We start from the raw sequence: 15,422 nt of genomic DNA on the forward strand, positions 1-15,422 counted from the left end.
CGTCTTTAGCGTCTTAGTGAAAAAGAAATAATCTGTGAAAATCAGCGTCTTTTTCTGTGAAAATCTGCGGGAAATAAAATAATCAGCTCTTCGAGATTTGCCATTTCGAAGTTTGATCCCAAGATTTATAATCTCTAGTATCTCATTTCTCATCTTAAATTTATCCGGATTTGAAATCCTATGACCTGAGTTCAGGATTACAAATCCTGAACAGCTTGGTTAGTTAGGAAGGACTATTTCTCGCAAAGCCGGAAAGGCGCAAAGGGCTGAAACTTAATCCTGTCCCAATTCAGTTTTTTGTGGAAAAATCTAGCACAAAACTTTGCGTCTTCAGCGTCTTAGCGAGAAAGAAATAATCCGTGAAAATCTGCGTCTTTTTCTGTGCAAATCAGCGGGAAATAAAATCACCTCACCTCAAAAACCGCCGATTCCCAAGGCCCAAAGTCCAAGTCGATTTCAGCACCGTTATCTGTCACACGAAGCATGGTCTTCTTTTTCCCAAACATCACCTCTTTGAGCTCTCTTTCGCCTTTTTCCAGTTTCCAAGCCTTGAGCAGTTCCGGAGAAAGTTTAAGGGTTGTTTTTACCGATTGAAACTCATCGAAGTTGGTCACCACGATTAGCTTTTGGCTTTTATCCCATCGGGCAAAAGCGAAGGTCTTGTTGGTATAAGCAGGATTTTGCTTTCGGTTGAAAGAATGCAATTCCATATACTCTCCCATCAGCGCCGAACTGCTCCTGGTGAAATTCAGAACTTCGGAGTAATAGTTGCGCAGGGCTTTTTCATTTTCCGATAGCTGTCCTCCATCAAATTTTCCTCCATTCATCCACTTCTGATGCTGAGGAACCCCGATGTAATCGAAGATGGAAGTTCTGCTGGGCTGTCCAAATCCAGCCATTTCAGCCCCGGGTTCCCCGACTTCCTGGCCAAAATAAATCATGGTCGGAGAAGTAGAAATCGTTACTGAGACGACCATGGCAGGCATGGCTTTCCAAGGATTTCCGGCAAACTCCGGACTGGCAATGCGCTGTTCGTCGTGATTTTCCAAAAAGTGTAGCATGTGGTGCTCGATGTCTTTCAATCCTTCCAAAATCGACACCAGATTATCCGTGGACCCATGGCCCTGAATGATGTGTTTTAAGGTATCATAAAGCTCTACCTTATCGTAGAGGTAATCCATTTTTCCCTTTCGGATATAGTCTCTGTAGAGGCTAGGATTATAAACTTCTGCCAAAAGGAAAGCTTCCGGATTGGTCTTTTTGATATGTGAATTCAAGTAAGACCAGAATTCTACCGGAACCATCTCGGCCATATCAAAGCGGAATCCATCTACGCCTTTGCCCAACCAAAACTGGGTGATGTCTTTGAATTTTTTCCAAGAATCCGGCACTTCTTTGCCTTGCCAAAAGTCATAATGGGCTTCCCAATCCAAAGAATCTGCTCCGGTAGGCAACTCGGCAAAATCCTTTTTTCCATCGGGACTTATTCCATAATTGATCTTGACGGTCTCGTACCAATCGTCAAAGTTGGGTTGAGCAAGTCGAGAGCCGTTCCCGGTCCATTTGGCTGGATTTTCGTCAAACTTTCCATCGGAAAGGGGATGCTTTTCTCCTCCCAGCGGGCGATATCCATTTTTGGAAACAGGTACCTGAAATTCCTTTCCCGGGATATAATAGAAGTTGTTGTTTTTAGCGTATTCTATCGTTATGTCATCATCGGCTCCAAAATCTCTTACCCCGGCTGGATTGTTTTTTCCTTCGTAATGCCTAGAAACATGGTTTGGCACGATGTCGATAATCACCTTCATGTCATGCTTGTGAGTTCGGGCAATTAGCGCTTCGAATTCCTCCATCCGCTTGGTCACGTCCACAGCCAAGTCGGGATTGACTTGATAGTAATCCCGTACTGCATAAGGTGATCCTGCTCGCCCTTTGATCACATCCGGATCATCCGAACTCACACCTATTTCCGGGAAATCCCCGATCACGCCATGATGCGGCACACCCGTGAACCAAATGTGGGATACGCCAAGTTTTTTGATTTCCTCTAAAGCGGTATCTGTGAAGTCGTTGAACTTCCCGACCCCATTTTCTTCTTTGGTACCCCAAGGTTTGTTAGTGGTATTGGTATTGCCAAACAGGCGGGTGAAAACCTGATAAACGATGATTTTTTTAGGCTTCATAGGTTCTGGTTCTTGCAGCTCAGCCTCATGGCAGGAAAATACAACCAAAGTCATTGCTGCTAGGATGAAAAATTTCTTCATCAGGTTATCGGGTCAATCGGTAGAGTAAAATAGTATTTCTCTTGATCAAATCAGGGAACTGCTTCATGTTAATTGTCTCTCCTGGTGCATGGGCACCTGAGCCAGAAGCACCCAAGCCATCCAGGCAATCCAGGAATTCAGCCACAAAGGAAATATCACCCGCTCCTCTGCTTCCAGGATCTCCGGGTTTGACGATACCAAATCCCATATCCTGAGAAACCTGACTTAATACTTCAGCCAAAGCATAATTTCCTTCCGTAGGTTCCATGGACGGGATATAGTCATAAAAGGTAATTTCTGCACCGGTTTGAGGAAGATTATTGGCTACAATTTCTCGCATTTTGGCTCTTGCAGCTTCTTTTTGAGCTTCACCCAAAAAACGCAAATCTCCTGTGACAATAGCCTCTCGAGCTACGATATTGGTTTTTCCCAGGGCAGTTGCAGTTCCGGTGATTTCATCAAATTTCACATCAGATCCTCCTACAAACTGGCCCGGATTGAAAGTCAGATATTTTTCCCCTGCCAAGGCTTCCCGGAATTCATTGACAATTCTAGCAGCCTCATAGATAGCTCCATATCCGGCATTTTGCCCAAAGACTCCGCTGGAATGAGATTGTTTGCCGCTGGTTTTGAGTCTCCAGCCACTTGCTCCTCTTCGAGCTACTGTAGCAGTGCTAAACCCCTGTGCTGTCTCATAGCCCAAGGCAATGTCATGTAGTTTTGCCCGCTCGATGAAGTCTTTTCTGGAAAGTTTTTCATTCCCAGTACTTTCCTCATCTCCATTGAAATACACGGTTATTGTGCGATCATCCAAAAGGCCGATTTGATGAAGTGCCTTTAAGCTTGCCAAAACCAACACGTCTCCCCCTTTCATGTCGTTGGCACCTTGGCCAGTAGCTGTGCTGTCATTCAAGTAGGTGAATGGGGTAAAAGGCATGTCTTTTTCAAAAACCGTATCCAAATGCCCTATTAAAAATAGCTTTTTGCCTTTGGTTCCTTTTCGGGTTGCCACAAAATGCCCAGCACGATTCACTTCTGCAGGTACTTCCACCCATTCAGTTTGGAAGCCGATTTTTTGAAATTCCCGTTCGAAAACCCTCCCAACTTCTCGCACTCCTTCTTTATTCAAAGAACCCGAGTTGATGTTCACTACCTCTTCTAAAAGGGAAAGCGTCTCCTGATAGTTTTTATCGATTAGTTCGAGGAGCTTTTGTTCCTCCTTGTTGAGTTTTTGCTGGGCACTTGAGAAAAGCGGCAATACCGCAATTAGTATGATTAGGGTAATTTTTTTCATGGGTGGAAAATAGGGGAAATCCGGCGTGGGGGCAAGGATGGATTTTTAATCAGGGGTGATTGGATCAAAAATTTGATACAGATCGCCCCCTAGGGGCTCTTCTTGGACATCGGAATCTATGTTTATTACCCAGAATTGAATTCTGGGCTATTACAAAAATGCCTTTGGCATTATTTCAGATATCGATTGGAATTTCAAAGCACTGAAGGCGCATTTTGTGAGAGTCCCAAATTCAATTTGGGGCCCTGATAAATTCAACCAATCTAGAGCCCCAACGGGGCGATCTGTATTGTACCTCAATCCCATACATATTTCTCATCATAATCAATCTGATATTCTTCCAAAAACCTTCGGTATTCGGATTGGAAATTTATTTTCTGATGATGCGTCTGCTGGGTTTGGATATATTTTTTGACGGTTTCCAATTTGGATTGGCTAACGGAAAATGCGCCATAACCCTTTTGCCATTCAAAATTTTGATGAATAAGTTCCTTGTATTTTATGGAACTGGAGATTTTTACATTTTTCACCAAATCGGCAATAGGGATTGTTCTTGGTAAGGTGCAAAGCCAGTGAATATGATCAGGCATCATGAAAATTTCCTCGGTAAAGCTTCCGAGATTTGATCCAACTTTTACAAAATAGGCTTGTGCATTTGGCCTGATTTCTTCTGAAATCATCGGGATTCGATTCTTGGTAGAAAAAACGATGTGAAGGTAGACTTTGGCTAAGGACTGAGGCATGGATTGAAAAATTTTCGATTGAAAAATGGAATACAGATCGTGCCTGCCTGACGGTCAGGCAGGCCTTTGGCACTCTTAAAATACAAAATTGATTAGAAACCCAGAATTCAATTCTGGGCTTTAACAGGGCGTGCTTTTGGCACTTTTCCGAAATTGGACAGTTTCAAAAAAGCACCAAAGGTGCGTTCTATATTAACCCCAAATTCAATTTGGGGTCTGGATGCAAAAACTTAGACCAGAGCCCCAACGGGGCGATCTTTAATAAATATTCATATTCACCGCTAAAATCTAGGTCATCTGACGTATTCCTTGCCCTTAGTCTTTTCGGGATTTTTGAAAATCATACAAATTCTTTAATCCATGAAAAATCTAATTTTCTCCTTCCTACTTCTTTTGGCCTTGTCTTCCTGTAATTCTGAAGATGAAAATCCCGGTTCTGAAGGTTGCAATGGAGCTTCCTGCTCTCCTGCGATCGCTACCGGGGAAATTGCCGCAACGATTCCTGCTTCAGCCGTAGGAGTTTATAAGTGTGTGGTGACTTTTGCAAATCCTGGCTCTCCTTTTCCTCTGGGTACAAAAGCAACCTTTGAAATCACCTCTGATCAGAAATTGATCGTGACCATTCAAGGCAAAGAGTGTCTGACAATTTCCAATCCAATTTGGAGATTTGGGGCTAATGCTTCCTCAGGAAATTATACCTGGAAGGATTCCTGCAGAGATAATGTGGCCTACAATGTTTCCTTTTCCGGGAGTGCTTTCAACGAAGTGAATATGGAGCCTGTCATGGGTACCGGGTTTTTTGGACAATTTTCTTTGGAGTGATTTTCCTGTTTATCCTCTAAGATTGATGGAAATGGAGGGTTTTGTCTGTTTTTTGGCTATTATTAGGTTCCTAAAAAACCTATTGAAATGGCCAATTTTAACATCGATGCTGATAAAAACTTAACCTATGACGCCATCGTCATTGGTTCTGGAATCAGCGGGGGCTGGGCTGCAAAGGAACTTTGCGAAGCCGGGCTCAAAACACTTGTCCTCGAACGGGGACGAATCGTGGAGCATGTGGTGGATTACCCCACTATGACCTTGGATCCTTGGGAACATGAGCTTCGGGGAGGACTCACTCCAGAGCAAAAAGCCAAGCATCCCAAAGGAGGTAGGTCTGGTTTTATAGGGGCTTTCAATGAGCATTTTCATGCCAATGATCTCGAAAATCCCTACACTGAAGTCAAACCCTTTATGTGGGTCAGAGCCCATCAAATGGGTGGAAGATCTCTTCTTTGGGGAAAACAGACCTATCGGTGGTCAGACTTGGATTTTGAAGCAAATGCCAAAGACGGGCATGGGGTAGATTGGCCGATTCGCTACAAGGACATCGAGCCATGGTATACCCATGTGGAGAAATTTGCTGGGATCAGTGGGGAAGCTTTGGGATTGCCTCAGTTGCCGGATTCCCATTTTTTACCCCCTATGGAATTGAACTGTGTGGAGAAACACGTCAAAGCCCGAATCGAAAAAGAATTTAATGGCCGAAATATGATTATCGGCCGAGTGGCCCATTTGACCGAACCTTTGAATGGAAGAGGCAAATGCCAATTCCGAAATCGATGCGATCGGGGCTGTCCTTATGGTGCTTATTTTTCCAGCAATGCAGTGACTTTGCCAGCTGCAAACGCTACTGGAAACTTGACCATCCGCCCATTTTCCATTGTCCAATCTGTCGTTTATGATGAGCAAAAAGGTAAAGCTTCTGGCGTTCGGATTATCGATGCAGAAACTGGGGAGGATATTGTTTACAAGGCGAAAATTGTATTCGTCAATGCTTCGACTTTAAGTACAACTCAAATATTGCTGAATTCGACTTCTAGCCGTTTTCCAAATGGATTGGGTAATGATTCAGGTGAATTGGGTCACAACCTGATGGATCACACTTATCGGGTAGGAGCCATGGGAACTGTGGAGGGATTTGAAGATCAGTATTACAAAGGACGCAGGCCAAACGGGATTTATATCCCTCGCTATGTCAATCTCAAAGGCGGGCCTCAATCAGATAAATTCGTCCGGGGCTTTGGCTTCCAAGGCGGTGGTGGAAGATCAGGCTGGGGTGCTGGAAGTAATCAGGAGGATTTTGGTGGAAACTTCAAAGATAGCTTGATGAAACCGGGACCTTGGGAGTTTTTTATCACAGGATTTTCTGAGTGTCTTCCGTATCATGAAAATCAAGTTTACCTCAACAAGGAGGTCTTGGATAAATGGGGACAGCCTACCCTTTCTATAGATGCAGAATGGAAAACCAATGAGTTGGCGCTAAATGATCAGGCAAGACAGGATGCTAAAGAAATGCTAGAAAGAGCGGGACTGAAGGACATCATGGAATTTGACAATAAGCATGAGATGGGATTTGGGATTCATGAAATGGGTACTGCCCGAATGGGTCGCGATCCAAAAACCTCTGTGCTAAATGGCAACAATCAGGTTCATGGCTGCGAAAATGTCTTCGTTACGGATGGGGCATGCATGACTTCTTCTTCCTGTGTGAATCCTTCCTTGACGTATATGGCCCTTTCTGCCAGAGCTGCTAATCATGCGGTGTCCGAACTTAAAAAAATGAATCTCTAAGCCATGAATAGACGCGACGCACTCAAAAAATCAGCTTTAGCGCTCGGAGCAGCGGCCGGAGCACCGACTTTGCTCAGCTTGCTTCAGGCTTGTGCAAAAACGGATCGACTCACTTGGACTCCTCAATTTCTCTCTGAAGACCAGGCAAGGTTCATTACATCCTTTGTGGATTTTCTTTTACCCAAGACAGAAACCCCTGGCGGCTTGGATGTCAAAGCAGACGTTTTCATCGACCTGATGTATGCAAAAACCTACGATGAAGCTGGACAAAAACAGGTAGTTGCAGACATCGAAAAATTCAATGCAGACTGCAAGGAGAAGTATGGGAAAGTATTTGCCGAGCTTTCTGAAGAAGACAAAAAAGCTTGCTTCAAAGAGCATGAAGCGAATTCCCCCAAATTCCCAAAAACTGTTTGGGGTGGAGCTGTAGGTCCCCGCGAACCAGTCGGATTTTATCGAAGCTTAAAATCCACAGCGCTTTGGGCATATTTCAGTTCTGAAGAAATCGGGAAAAATGTACTGAGCTATGATCCTATTCCGGGAGAGTATTTGGGCTGTATTCCTCTGTCAGATGTAGGAAATACTTGGAGTTTATAAATTTTAGATTCTCTATTCCAACATAGACCTTTTCCTTCCATGGGAAGGGGTTTTTATTTGTGGAAAAAATTCCACAAAATGTTGTGGAATAAAATTCCCACTAAGGAGTAAACATGCTGTTTGATTGGGATTATCAATTGGCATGGTATTGCAAGTATAGGGGAGAAGAAAAAAAACTTTCATGAAGAATGCCCTGATAATAGATGATGAAGTTGATTTGTGCAGATTACTATCCGTGCAGTTAAAGTCCTTAGGAGTATCCAATGAATTTGTAAATACCATTCAGGAAGCCAAGCTAAGATTCCAGACCAATCAATACGAGATTATCTTTCTGGATTTAAATCTGAAAGATGGAAGTGGCTATGACATGCTCGATTTCATGAAAGATTATCCCAAAACTCAAAAGGTTATAGTCATCAGTGCCTACGACACAGAACAGAAAAGAGTCCTCGAATCAGGCGCGGATTTTTTTCTTCCCAAACCGTTCACCAAGAAAAAGGTGGCTCAGATACTTTCAGCCATATAATTTCACTAGAATATTTTCAGCCCATGAACCAGCAAATATTAGTAATCGACGATGATCAGGACCTTTGCAGAGTCCTTTCCAACTTTTTGAAAAAGTCCAATTTCGAGGTGGATGTAGCCTACAAGGCGGACGATGGCTTGAAGCTTCTTCGTGAAAAGTCCTATGATTTGATCCTTTGTGATTATCGCCTTCCCGATATGACAGGCGTGGAGGCTTTACAAAAAATCAAAGTACTAAGTCCTGAATCTGCAGTCATAATTATCACAGGTTACAGTGATGTGAGAACAGCTGTGGATACTTTCAAATACGGTGCAAATGACTACGTCACCAAACCGCTCTATCCGGATGAATTGCTGGTAACTGTCAAAGAGACCATTCAAAAAAATCAGGAGAAGAATCAACAGAAAACCGGGCAGAGTCCAAGTAATCCAAAAGGAAATGCGAAGGCTCAAGAATTATCTCCCAAATTTATTCCCGGTTCAAGCCAGGCCTCCAAAAAAGTGCAGCAGCACATCGACCTGATTGGTCCAACAGACATGTCGGTCTTGATTATTGGGGAGACCGGTACCGGAAAAGAGTTTGTCTCCAATTCCATCCACCTGAAAAGTAGCAGAGCCGGAAAGCCATTTATTGCTATTGATTGCGGGGCATTGCCTAAAGAGCTGGCAGGTAGTGAGCTTTTTGGACATGTGAAAGGATCCTTCACCGGAGCCATCGCAGACAAGGTCGGAAGTTTTGAACTCGCCAATGGGGGCACCATTTTCTTGGATGAAATCGGAAACTTGAGCTATGAAAATCAGGTCAAACTGCTTCGGGTAATTCAGGAACGAAAAATTAAAAGAATCGGGGGGCAAAGAGATATTCCCATCGATGTAAGGATCATAGCTGCTACCAATGAAAATCTGATCGACGCAATTAAGGAGGGAAAATTCCGGGAGGATCTTTACCACAGAATCAACGAGTTTAAAATCAATCTTTTGCCCATCCGTGAAAGGAAAGACGACATTTTGTCCTTCTCTCAACACTTTCTCGAGCTTGCCAACCAATCCCTCAACAAGGATGTTAAGGGGTTTTCAGACCAGGTATTGCATCATTTTATGAATTATCAGTGGTATGGCAACCTGAGGGAGTTAAACAATGTGGTTAAGCGGGCAGTGCTGTTGACTCAAGGTGACCTAGTACAGCCAGATGCACTTCCTGAGGAAATCACCCAGCCCAGAGTTCAAGTTCAGCAGGAAAATTCCTCTTCGGAAGACAGTCATTCTCTAAAGTCTGCCTCTGGAGAAGCCGAAAGACAGGCTATCATGAATGCTTTGGAGGCGACTAGGTTCAATAAATCCAAAGCCGCTGATTTGCTGAATATTGATCGCAAAACTCTTTACAATAAGCTGAAACTCTACAATATCCAGAACTATTGAAAAAGGAAAAAATCCCAATAGGGAAAGAGGAGTTTTCGATTGGTAATGCTAAGACGATGAATCTGAAAAGTTTGCGTCTGCTTTTTTCCCTGATCATGGGATTGCTGATAATGCTATGCATCTGGACTTATTGGAATCTGAATAACTATATACAGACCGTTGGAAATATCCGAAATGTTAATTACATCATTCAGACGACCACCCAAGTGCTGTCTTTGGTCAAGGATGCTGAGACTGGCCATCGAGGGTATCAGTTGACGTTTGACCAAAGTTATTTGGAGCCCTACTACAATGCTCAGATTTTTATCTCCGGGGAATTGGACAAATTGGATAGCGTCGCTGGATTTGCCCCGAGCATCAAAGGCGATGTTGACAAGCTCAGAAGTCTGGTAGGAATTCAGCTGAAAATCATTGAGCAAATCCTTCGGGCGACGAATTGGAAATATTCCCCTTTGGAAGAAGAGGAAGTGAGGCTTCTAGAGGTCGGTAAGAAAAACATGGCTGAAATCCGAAAAGTGGCAGAAAGGATCAATGCCTCATCCCGGCAAATCATCTCTGCAGCTTTGGAAGATGAGGGTGGATTCAAAGATCTCACCCCGGTCAATCTGCTCGTGATTGCCTTGATTGCCTTCGGCGGAGTGCTGTTACTTTTTACCCGAGCTGTTTTGTTGCTGGAGGAGAGGGATAAAAAATCCAAAAACCTGGAAAAAGCCCTGAATGATCTTCAGGAAGAGACCAAAAAACGGATTACTACCGGGAATCTCCTGAGAAACGTGCTGGATAATTCCCGTGACGGAATTATGGCTTTTGAATCCGTCCGAAATGAAAAAGGGAAAATTGTGGATTTCAGCTTCATCCTTGCTAATGAAGCCTCCACCCAGATGACCAACAGAACTCAGGTACAGATGATCGGAAAAAGGCTTCTTGAGATTTTTCCCGGAAATAGGTACAAATTATTGGAGGAGTACATTCATGTCACCGAGACTGGGGAAGACTTGAGGACCGAGATAGAATATGACTTGGATGGATCTAAAGTTTGGTTCAAAATTTTAGCTGTCAAGCTGGATGATGGTTTTTTGGTGACTTTCTCTGACATCACCAAGGAAAAAGACACCGAGATCCAATTGAGAAATTACACCTTGGAACTGAAGCGTTCCAATGAGGATCTCGAGCAGTTTGCCTATGTAGCTTCCCACGATTTGCAGGAGCCACTTCGCAAAATCAGGTCGTTTGGAGATCGCTTAATTTCCAAATACCAAGAAAAACTGGACGATACAGGCCAGCATTATATCGAGCGAATGCAGGTGGCCGCTCAAAGAATGCAAAATTTGATAGAGGATCTTCTGGCCTTTTCGAGGATTACCCGAAGCAGTGAGCTACCGGTAAAGGTGGATATCAATCAGCTGATGGCGGAAGTGTTGGATGACTTATCAGATCAGGTTACCAGAGAGAGCGCCAAAGTGGAGATCGAAAATATCCCTCCGATTTTAGGCGTAAAAGGGCAGATGCACAGGCTTTTCCAAAACTTGGTCAGCAATGCGATTAAGTTTAGAAAGCCGGAAGAATCTCCCTTGATCAAAATCTCAGGAGAAAAAATCTCAGCTTTGAAGCTTACTGAGGAGTATAATTTTACCCCCCGGTACAAGTTCTATGTCAAAATCACCGTTTCTGATAATGGGATAGGATTTGATAAAAAATATTCAGAGCAAATATTCAACGTGTTTCAAAGGCTTCACGGAAGGAATGAATTTGAAGGTACTGGAATTGGACTGGCGATCTGTAAAAAGATCGTCTCCCATCATGGAGGGATTATTTCCGCTCAAAGTGCCGAAGGGAAGGGCTCCGATTTTATTCTTATCTTACCCGCAGTATCATAAATTAACCCTTTTCAATGCCAAAATTAAACCATAAAGCGACCATTTTGATGGCGGATGATGATCCGGATGATCAAATTCTTTTGCAGGAAGCCCTAAGGGAAAATAACATTCCCAACGTGGTTTGTTTTGTGGAAAACGGAGAAGAATTACTGGATTTTCTGAACAAAAAGGGAAAGTTTGAAGGAGCCGATTGTGCGGTTCCGGGTTTGATTCTTTTGGACCTCAACATGCCCAAAATGGATGGTCGGCAAGCGCTAAAATTGATCAAGGCGGACCCTGTTCTCAGAAAAATTCCAGTGGTAGTCTTGACGACTTCCAAGGCCGACTCAGACATCCTGGAATGCTACAATTTGGGAGTAAATTCTTTCGTAAGTAAGCCCGTTAATTTTCAAGACTTGGTGGAAGTGACCCGGGAAATCAGCAATTATTGGCTGGGAACGGTGACTCTGCCCGAAAGCAGATGAAATGAACAGAGAAGAAATCAAAATTTTACTGATCGAAGATGATGAGGATGATGCGTTCCTGATTCAGGAATACCTGTCTGATGTCAAAAATTTCCGATCCCAACTTGACTGGGAGCCCAACCCTGATTTGGGGATCCAAAAAATCCGGGAGGGACATTACGATTTGGTGTTGATTGATTTCTACTTAGGGAAGTCCACAGGTCTATCCCTCCTTGATCAACTTACCCGTGAAAAAATTCTCATTCCTGCAATTCTTCTCACGGGAAGAAATGATGCCCAGATCGATGTGGATGCGAGTTTGGCGGGGGCCTTTGATTACCTGGTCAAAGGGGATCTCAGGCCTGATATCTTGGAAAGATCCATCAGGTATTCCCTGAGGCAAGGTAGAATCATCCGGGAGCTTAACGAAAAGGAGAAAAAGTACCGCTCTCTTTTTGAGAGATCTTTGGATTCGATTTTTCTGACGGATAAGGATTTCAATCTTATCGAGATCAATGATTCCTTTTTTGAGTTTTTTCGATATGAACGGAGCAGTTCATTTGGACTTCATCTTAGTGAGATTTTTTCGGAAAAGGAGGACTTCCTAGTCTGCAAAAGTTTGCTTGAGGATATTGGTTTAGTGAAGGATTTTGAAGTTGTATTGCAGACTTCCGACAAAGAGCAGAAGACTTGTCTCTTCAATTGCATTTTTATTCCTGACCAGGGAGATGGGTTTTCGTGTTACCAGGGAATTATCCGGGATTTGACTTTGTGGAAAAAGCTGGAGATGGATATGATGGTGGCAGAGAAGCTGTCCATGACCGGTAAATTGGCACGTACGATAGCTCATGAAATCAGAAATCCACTGACTAATCTGAATTTGGCTTTGGATAACCTGAAAGAGGACATGGCTTTTGCTGATGAATCAGCCACGGTCTATACTGAAATCATCCAGCGAAGCTCTAACCGAATCGAGTCCTTGATTGGGGATTTGCTGAATTCCTCCAAGCCGAAAGACCTGCAATTAGAGCTGATCGCATTGGATGTCATCCTTCGCGATATTATTGATCTGGTCAAAGATAGAGCGACGCTAAAAGGCATCGATATCGAGCTGGGGATAGCGAGTGACTTGCCCCGGGTCTATGTGGATAAAGAAAAACTTTCCATTGCCCTCGTCAATATTATGATCAATGGAATCGAGGCCATTGATCATGCTGAGGGAGAATTGAATGTGCAAACCATGCTTCGAAACAACTCTATTTTTCTCCGCATAGCTGACAATGGCAAGGGGATAGAAAAAGAAGACTTGAAGAAGATTTTTGACCCCTTTTACACCAATAAGCCCACAGGTACTGGATTGGGCCTGACTTCTACCTTAAATATTCTCTCCAGTCATAATGCCGGTATCCAGGTGGATAGTAAGGTGGGAGAAGGAACTGTCTTTGAAATAGAATTCAAACTTCCGGGGTAATAATTTGGAAGAGGGCTTTTGAGTATAGCCCGTTGATTGAAAAATGCTGAAAACGAAAAAAGGCTGTCTCAAGAATTAATTTTCAGGCCAATAGGGAATATCAGTTTCCAATTGAAAAGGAGATTATGTATTCCTTATTGATCCTGAATAAGTTTTGAGACGGCCAATTTTAATTTTTATGTATATCCGCTTTCTTACCAGTAGGCCTTACAATGTGAATAAAATCTCGCTTGAAGTTCAGTTTTAGTCAGCTTCGGTCTTCGGTCTTCGGACTTCCGACCGCCAAACCAAAGGAATTTTGGATTGTGGTGCAATTGCGGATAATCATATTTATTTTCCTAGTACCCTGTTTCCAAAAATCAAGGTGAGTAGGAATAAAACGATAAATAAGAAAAAGAGAATTTTTGCGATGGAAGCTGCCCCAGCGGCCAATCCTCCAAATCCGAATAAAGCAGCTACAATAGCTACTATGAAGAATCCTAATGCCCAACGTAACATAGCTTTTTGGTTTAGTGAATAATTTATTTGACTGGTATAGAGAAAGAAAGGTGCCAAGGTCCGGAAATGGCCTTCGAGGCATTTTTGGGTTGATTTTTCAGTCTCAAGTGTAGAAGGCACTCCCCAGTTTTCCTTCAATTTCTACAGTTTAAAAAGAATGGAGGGCTTTTTTTGGGCATTTTCGGGCTTTTTTGGCCTTGGCACTGGGATTGAATTTCTGTTAGGCAAATCAATTGTTTCATTTAACCACACTACTCATGAAAACTGACACAAAATTTAGAATAGAAGGATCTTGGAAAGAAATCAAGGGAAAGCTAAAGCAAAAATATGCTTCCCTGACAGAAGATGATCTGATGTATGAAGAAGGTCAGGAGGATGAGCTCCTGGGAAGGCTTCAGCGAAAGCTGGGAAGCTCCATCGATAAAATTAAAGAAGAGATCAACCAACTCTAATTTTTAACCTTAAATCAAATAAGATGAAAACGAGAATATTAGCACTTATTGGAGCTGCAGCGCTCGGTCTGTCCGCAATGTCCTGTTCAGAAAACAGAGCAGAAAAAAAAGACAAAGTAGAAGTTCAGGTCAACTTTGAAGACGAAAAAGCAGAAATGCGAAAAGAACTTCAGGAGCTTGAAGCCAACATTGATTGGGAAATCAAGCAGCTCGAAATGAAAAAGGAAAAGGCAAATGCTGAAATGAAAGCAGAAATTGAAGAAATGGAAGCCGAGCTAAACCGGGAAAAAACCGAGGTTGGCAAAGCTATAGACGATTTGGAAAAAGCCACCGAAAATACCTGGAAGGATATCAAAACATCCGTCAACAAGACTACCCGGGATATTGAAAAGGAATGGAAAAAACTGAAGTCAAACGTCGAAGAGACTTTTGATAAAGACAATAAGTAATGGGTGCTGGAATAGAAAAGGGGTTGGTAGGTTACCAACCCTTTTTTTGCCTTCACTGCTGTAAGACTGTGTAATAGCTTCCACGGATTGTGGAATGAATCTACACCTAGAATTGCCTGTGAAATTCCGCTTCCAAACCTGATTTGGGAGGATGATCTGTCTTCAAAAGCATATTTGGAATACCCAGAACCTATGAAATATCCTTTTTTTAGAGCCCTATGGCCTTCTTATTGGACTATATGGAATAACAAAACCAAATAGAATATGACAACCACAAACACAAAAGCAATGCTGTCCAATCATTTGAATTTGGACGAAAAGAAAATGAAAAAACTACATGGAATGCTGGATGATTTATTGTCCGATTACCATGTGTTTTACCAAAATGTAAGAGGATTTCACTGGAATGTTCAAGGTAGAGATTTCTTTGTACTCCATGAGAAGTTCGAGGAATTATATACTCAGCTGTACCAAAACATCGATGATCTGGCTGAGCGAATCATTACCATTGGTTTCCGCCCTTTGCATTCCTATTCAGACTACCTCAAAAACACCATACACAAGGAAATCACGGATATTTCCGGCGAGGAGGAATGTGTCAATCAAGTGATTCATGGATTAGGCACATTGGTAAGTTCTCACCGAAAAGTAGCGGAATTTGCCGGTGAAGCCGGAGATATTGCCACAGAAGATATGCTGACCGCATTCGTCGGAGACCTTGAGAAGAGAATGTGGATGTTTACGATGTATCGGAAATAAACCGACTTATTTCCA

General features: G+C 42.9%; 15 protein-coding genes. 11 read left to right on the forward strand and 4 right to left on the reverse strand.

Annotation, left to right across the window (positions count from 1 at the left end):
- Positions 1-404: 404 nt before the first annotated feature.
- The 3 genes from G458_RS0118380 to tnpA all read right to left on the reverse strand — a co-directional run bounded on the left by G458_RS0118380 (position 405) and on the right by tnpA (position 4,301).
- Positions 405-2,264, reverse strand: a complete 1,860-nt coding sequence (locus G458_RS0118380; protein ID WP_026953202.1) for an alpha-amylase family protein — start codon at positions 2,262-2,264, stop codon at positions 405-407.
- Positions 2,265-2,268: 4 nt separating this feature from the next.
- Complete coding sequence (locus G458_RS0118385; protein WP_026953203.1) at positions 2,269-3,558, reverse strand: M20/M25/M40 family metallo-hydrolase; 1,290 nt, start codon at positions 3,556-3,558, stop codon at positions 2,269-2,271.
- Positions 3,559-3,854: 296 nt separating this feature from the next.
- Positions 3,855-4,301 carry an IS200/IS605 family transposase gene (gene tnpA, locus G458_RS0118395; RefSeq protein ID WP_026953204.1) on the reverse strand — a complete coding sequence of 149 codons (447 nt, stop codon included), beginning with the start codon at positions 4,299-4,301 and terminating at the stop codon, positions 3,855-3,857.
- A 360-nt stretch (positions 4,302-4,661) separates the two neighbouring features.
- Between tnpA and G458_RS0118400 the strand changes: the two genes are divergently transcribed.
- The 8 genes from G458_RS0118400 to G458_RS0118435 all read left to right on the forward strand — a co-directional run bounded on the left by G458_RS0118400 (position 4,662) and on the right by G458_RS0118435 (position 13,249).
- Complete coding sequence (locus tag G458_RS0118400; protein WP_026953205.1) at positions 4,662-5,123, forward strand: hypothetical protein; 462 nt, start codon at positions 4,662-4,664, stop codon at positions 5,121-5,123.
- An 87-nt stretch (positions 5,124-5,210) separates the two neighbouring features.
- Complete coding sequence (locus G458_RS0118405; RefSeq protein WP_026953206.1) at positions 5,211-6,917, forward strand: GMC oxidoreductase; 1,707 nt, start codon at positions 5,211-5,213, stop codon at positions 6,915-6,917.
- A gap of 3 nt (positions 6,918-6,920) precedes the next feature.
- Positions 6,921-7,514: a gluconate 2-dehydrogenase subunit 3 family protein gene (locus tag G458_RS0118410; RefSeq protein ID WP_026953207.1), complete on the forward strand. Its 594-nt coding sequence runs from the start codon at positions 6,921-6,923 to the stop codon at positions 7,512-7,514.
- A 181-nt stretch (positions 7,515-7,695) separates the two neighbouring features.
- Positions 7,696-8,040 carry a response regulator gene (locus G458_RS0118415; protein WP_026953208.1) on the forward strand — a complete coding sequence of 115 codons (345 nt, stop codon included), beginning with the start codon at positions 7,696-7,698 and terminating at the stop codon, positions 8,038-8,040.
- A gap of 23 nt (positions 8,041-8,063) precedes the next feature.
- Positions 8,064-9,458: a sigma-54-dependent transcriptional regulator gene (locus G458_RS0118420; protein WP_026953209.1), complete on the forward strand. Its 1,395-nt coding sequence runs from the start codon at positions 8,064-8,066 to the stop codon at positions 9,456-9,458.
- Entirely contained in the window at positions 9,455-11,335 is a 1,881-nt protein-coding gene (locus tag G458_RS21575; protein WP_051287429.1) for a sensor histidine kinase, read from the forward strand. The genes G458_RS0118420 and G458_RS21575 overlap by 4 nt, the downstream gene beginning before the upstream one ends.
- 14 nt (positions 11,336-11,349) lie before the next feature.
- Positions 11,350-11,799: a response regulator gene (locus G458_RS0118430; protein ID WP_026953210.1), complete on the forward strand. Its 450-nt coding sequence runs from the start codon at positions 11,350-11,352 to the stop codon at positions 11,797-11,799.
- 1 nt (position 11,800) lies between these two features.
- The gene (locus G458_RS0118435; RefSeq protein ID WP_026953211.1) at positions 11,801-13,249 is read left to right on the forward strand and encodes an ATP-binding response regulator; all 1,449 of its coding nucleotides are present in this window, start codon (positions 11,801-11,803) and stop codon (positions 13,247-13,249) included.
- Between the two features lie 330 nt (positions 13,250-13,579).
- On the opposite strand, the gene G458_RS21720 is transcribed toward G458_RS0118435, so the two are convergent.
- Positions 13,580-13,747 carry a DUF1328 family protein gene (locus tag G458_RS21720; RefSeq protein ID WP_026953212.1) on the reverse strand — a complete coding sequence of 56 codons (168 nt, stop codon included), beginning with the start codon at positions 13,745-13,747 and terminating at the stop codon, positions 13,580-13,582.
- Between the two features lie 257 nt (positions 13,748-14,004).
- On the opposite strand from G458_RS21720, the gene G458_RS0118450 reads away from it, so the two are divergent.
- The 3 genes from G458_RS0118450 to G458_RS0118465 all read left to right on the forward strand — a co-directional run bounded on the left by G458_RS0118450 (position 14,005) and on the right by G458_RS0118465 (position 15,407).
- Positions 14,005-14,199: a CsbD family protein gene (locus G458_RS0118450; protein ID WP_026953213.1), complete on the forward strand. Its 195-nt coding sequence runs from the start codon at positions 14,005-14,007 to the stop codon at positions 14,197-14,199.
- A gap of 23 nt (positions 14,200-14,222) precedes the next feature.
- Complete coding sequence (locus G458_RS0118455; protein WP_026953214.1) at positions 14,223-14,648, forward strand: sll1863 family stress response protein; 426 nt, start codon at positions 14,223-14,225, stop codon at positions 14,646-14,648.
- A gap of 264 nt (positions 14,649-14,912) precedes the next feature.
- Entirely contained in the window at positions 14,913-15,407 is a 495-nt protein-coding gene (locus G458_RS0118465) for a Dps family protein (RefSeq protein ID WP_051287433.1), read from the forward strand.
- The last annotated feature ends 15 nt before the right edge of the window (positions 15,408-15,422 follow it).

This window comes from Algoriphagus mannitolivorans DSM 15301 (assembly GCF_000429425.1).
In the GTDB taxonomy this organism is placed as follows: Bacteria; Bacteroidota; Bacteroidia; order Cytophagales; family Cyclobacteriaceae; genus Algoriphagus; species Algoriphagus mannitolivorans.

Bases quoted from the DNA above. Each gene is read 5' to 3' on its own strand.
- G458_RS0118385 (WP_026953203.1), bottom strand. From the start codon at position 3,558: ATGAAAAAAATTACCCTAATCATACTAATTGCGGTATTGCCGCTTTTC.
- G458_RS0118430 (WP_026953210.1), top strand. From the start codon at position 11,350: ATGCCAAAATTAAACCATAAAGCGACCATTTTGATGGCGGATGATGAT.
- G458_RS0118400 (WP_026953205.1), top strand. From the start codon at position 4,662: ATGAAAAATCTAATTTTCTCCTTCCTACTTCTTTTGGCCTTGTCTTCC.
- G458_RS0118450 (WP_026953213.1), top strand. From the start codon at position 14,005: ATGAAAACTGACACAAAATTTAGAATAGAAGGATCTTGGAAAGAAATC.
- G458_RS0118435 (WP_026953211.1), top strand. From the start codon at position 11,801: ATGAACAGAGAAGAAATCAAAATTTTACTGATCGAAGATGATGAGGAT.
- G458_RS21720 (WP_026953212.1), bottom strand. From the start codon at position 13,747: ATGTTACGTTGGGCATTAGGATTCTTCATAGTAGCTATTGTAGCTGCT.
- G458_RS0118405 (WP_026953206.1), top strand. From the start codon at position 5,211: ATGGCCAATTTTAACATCGATGCTGATAAAAACTTAACCTATGACGCC.
- G458_RS0118415 (WP_026953208.1), top strand. From the start codon at position 7,696: ATGAAGAATGCCCTGATAATAGATGATGAAGTTGATTTGTGCAGATTA.
- G458_RS0118410 (WP_026953207.1), top strand. From the start codon at position 6,921: ATGAATAGACGCGACGCACTCAAAAAATCAGCTTTAGCGCTCGGAGCA.
- G458_RS0118465 (WP_051287433.1), top strand. From the start codon at position 14,913: ATGACAACCACAAACACAAAAGCAATGCTGTCCAATCATTTGAATTTG.
- G458_RS0118420 (WP_026953209.1), top strand. From the start codon at position 8,064: ATGAACCAGCAAATATTAGTAATCGACGATGATCAGGACCTTTGCAGA.
- G458_RS0118380 (WP_026953202.1), bottom strand. From the start codon at position 2,264: ATGAAGAAATTTTTCATCCTAGCAGCAATGACTTTGGTTGTATTTTCC.
- tnpA (WP_026953204.1), bottom strand. From the start codon at position 4,301: ATGCCTCAGTCCTTAGCCAAAGTCTACCTTCACATCGTTTTTTCTACC.
- G458_RS0118455 (WP_026953214.1), top strand. From the start codon at position 14,223: ATGAAAACGAGAATATTAGCACTTATTGGAGCTGCAGCGCTCGGTCTG.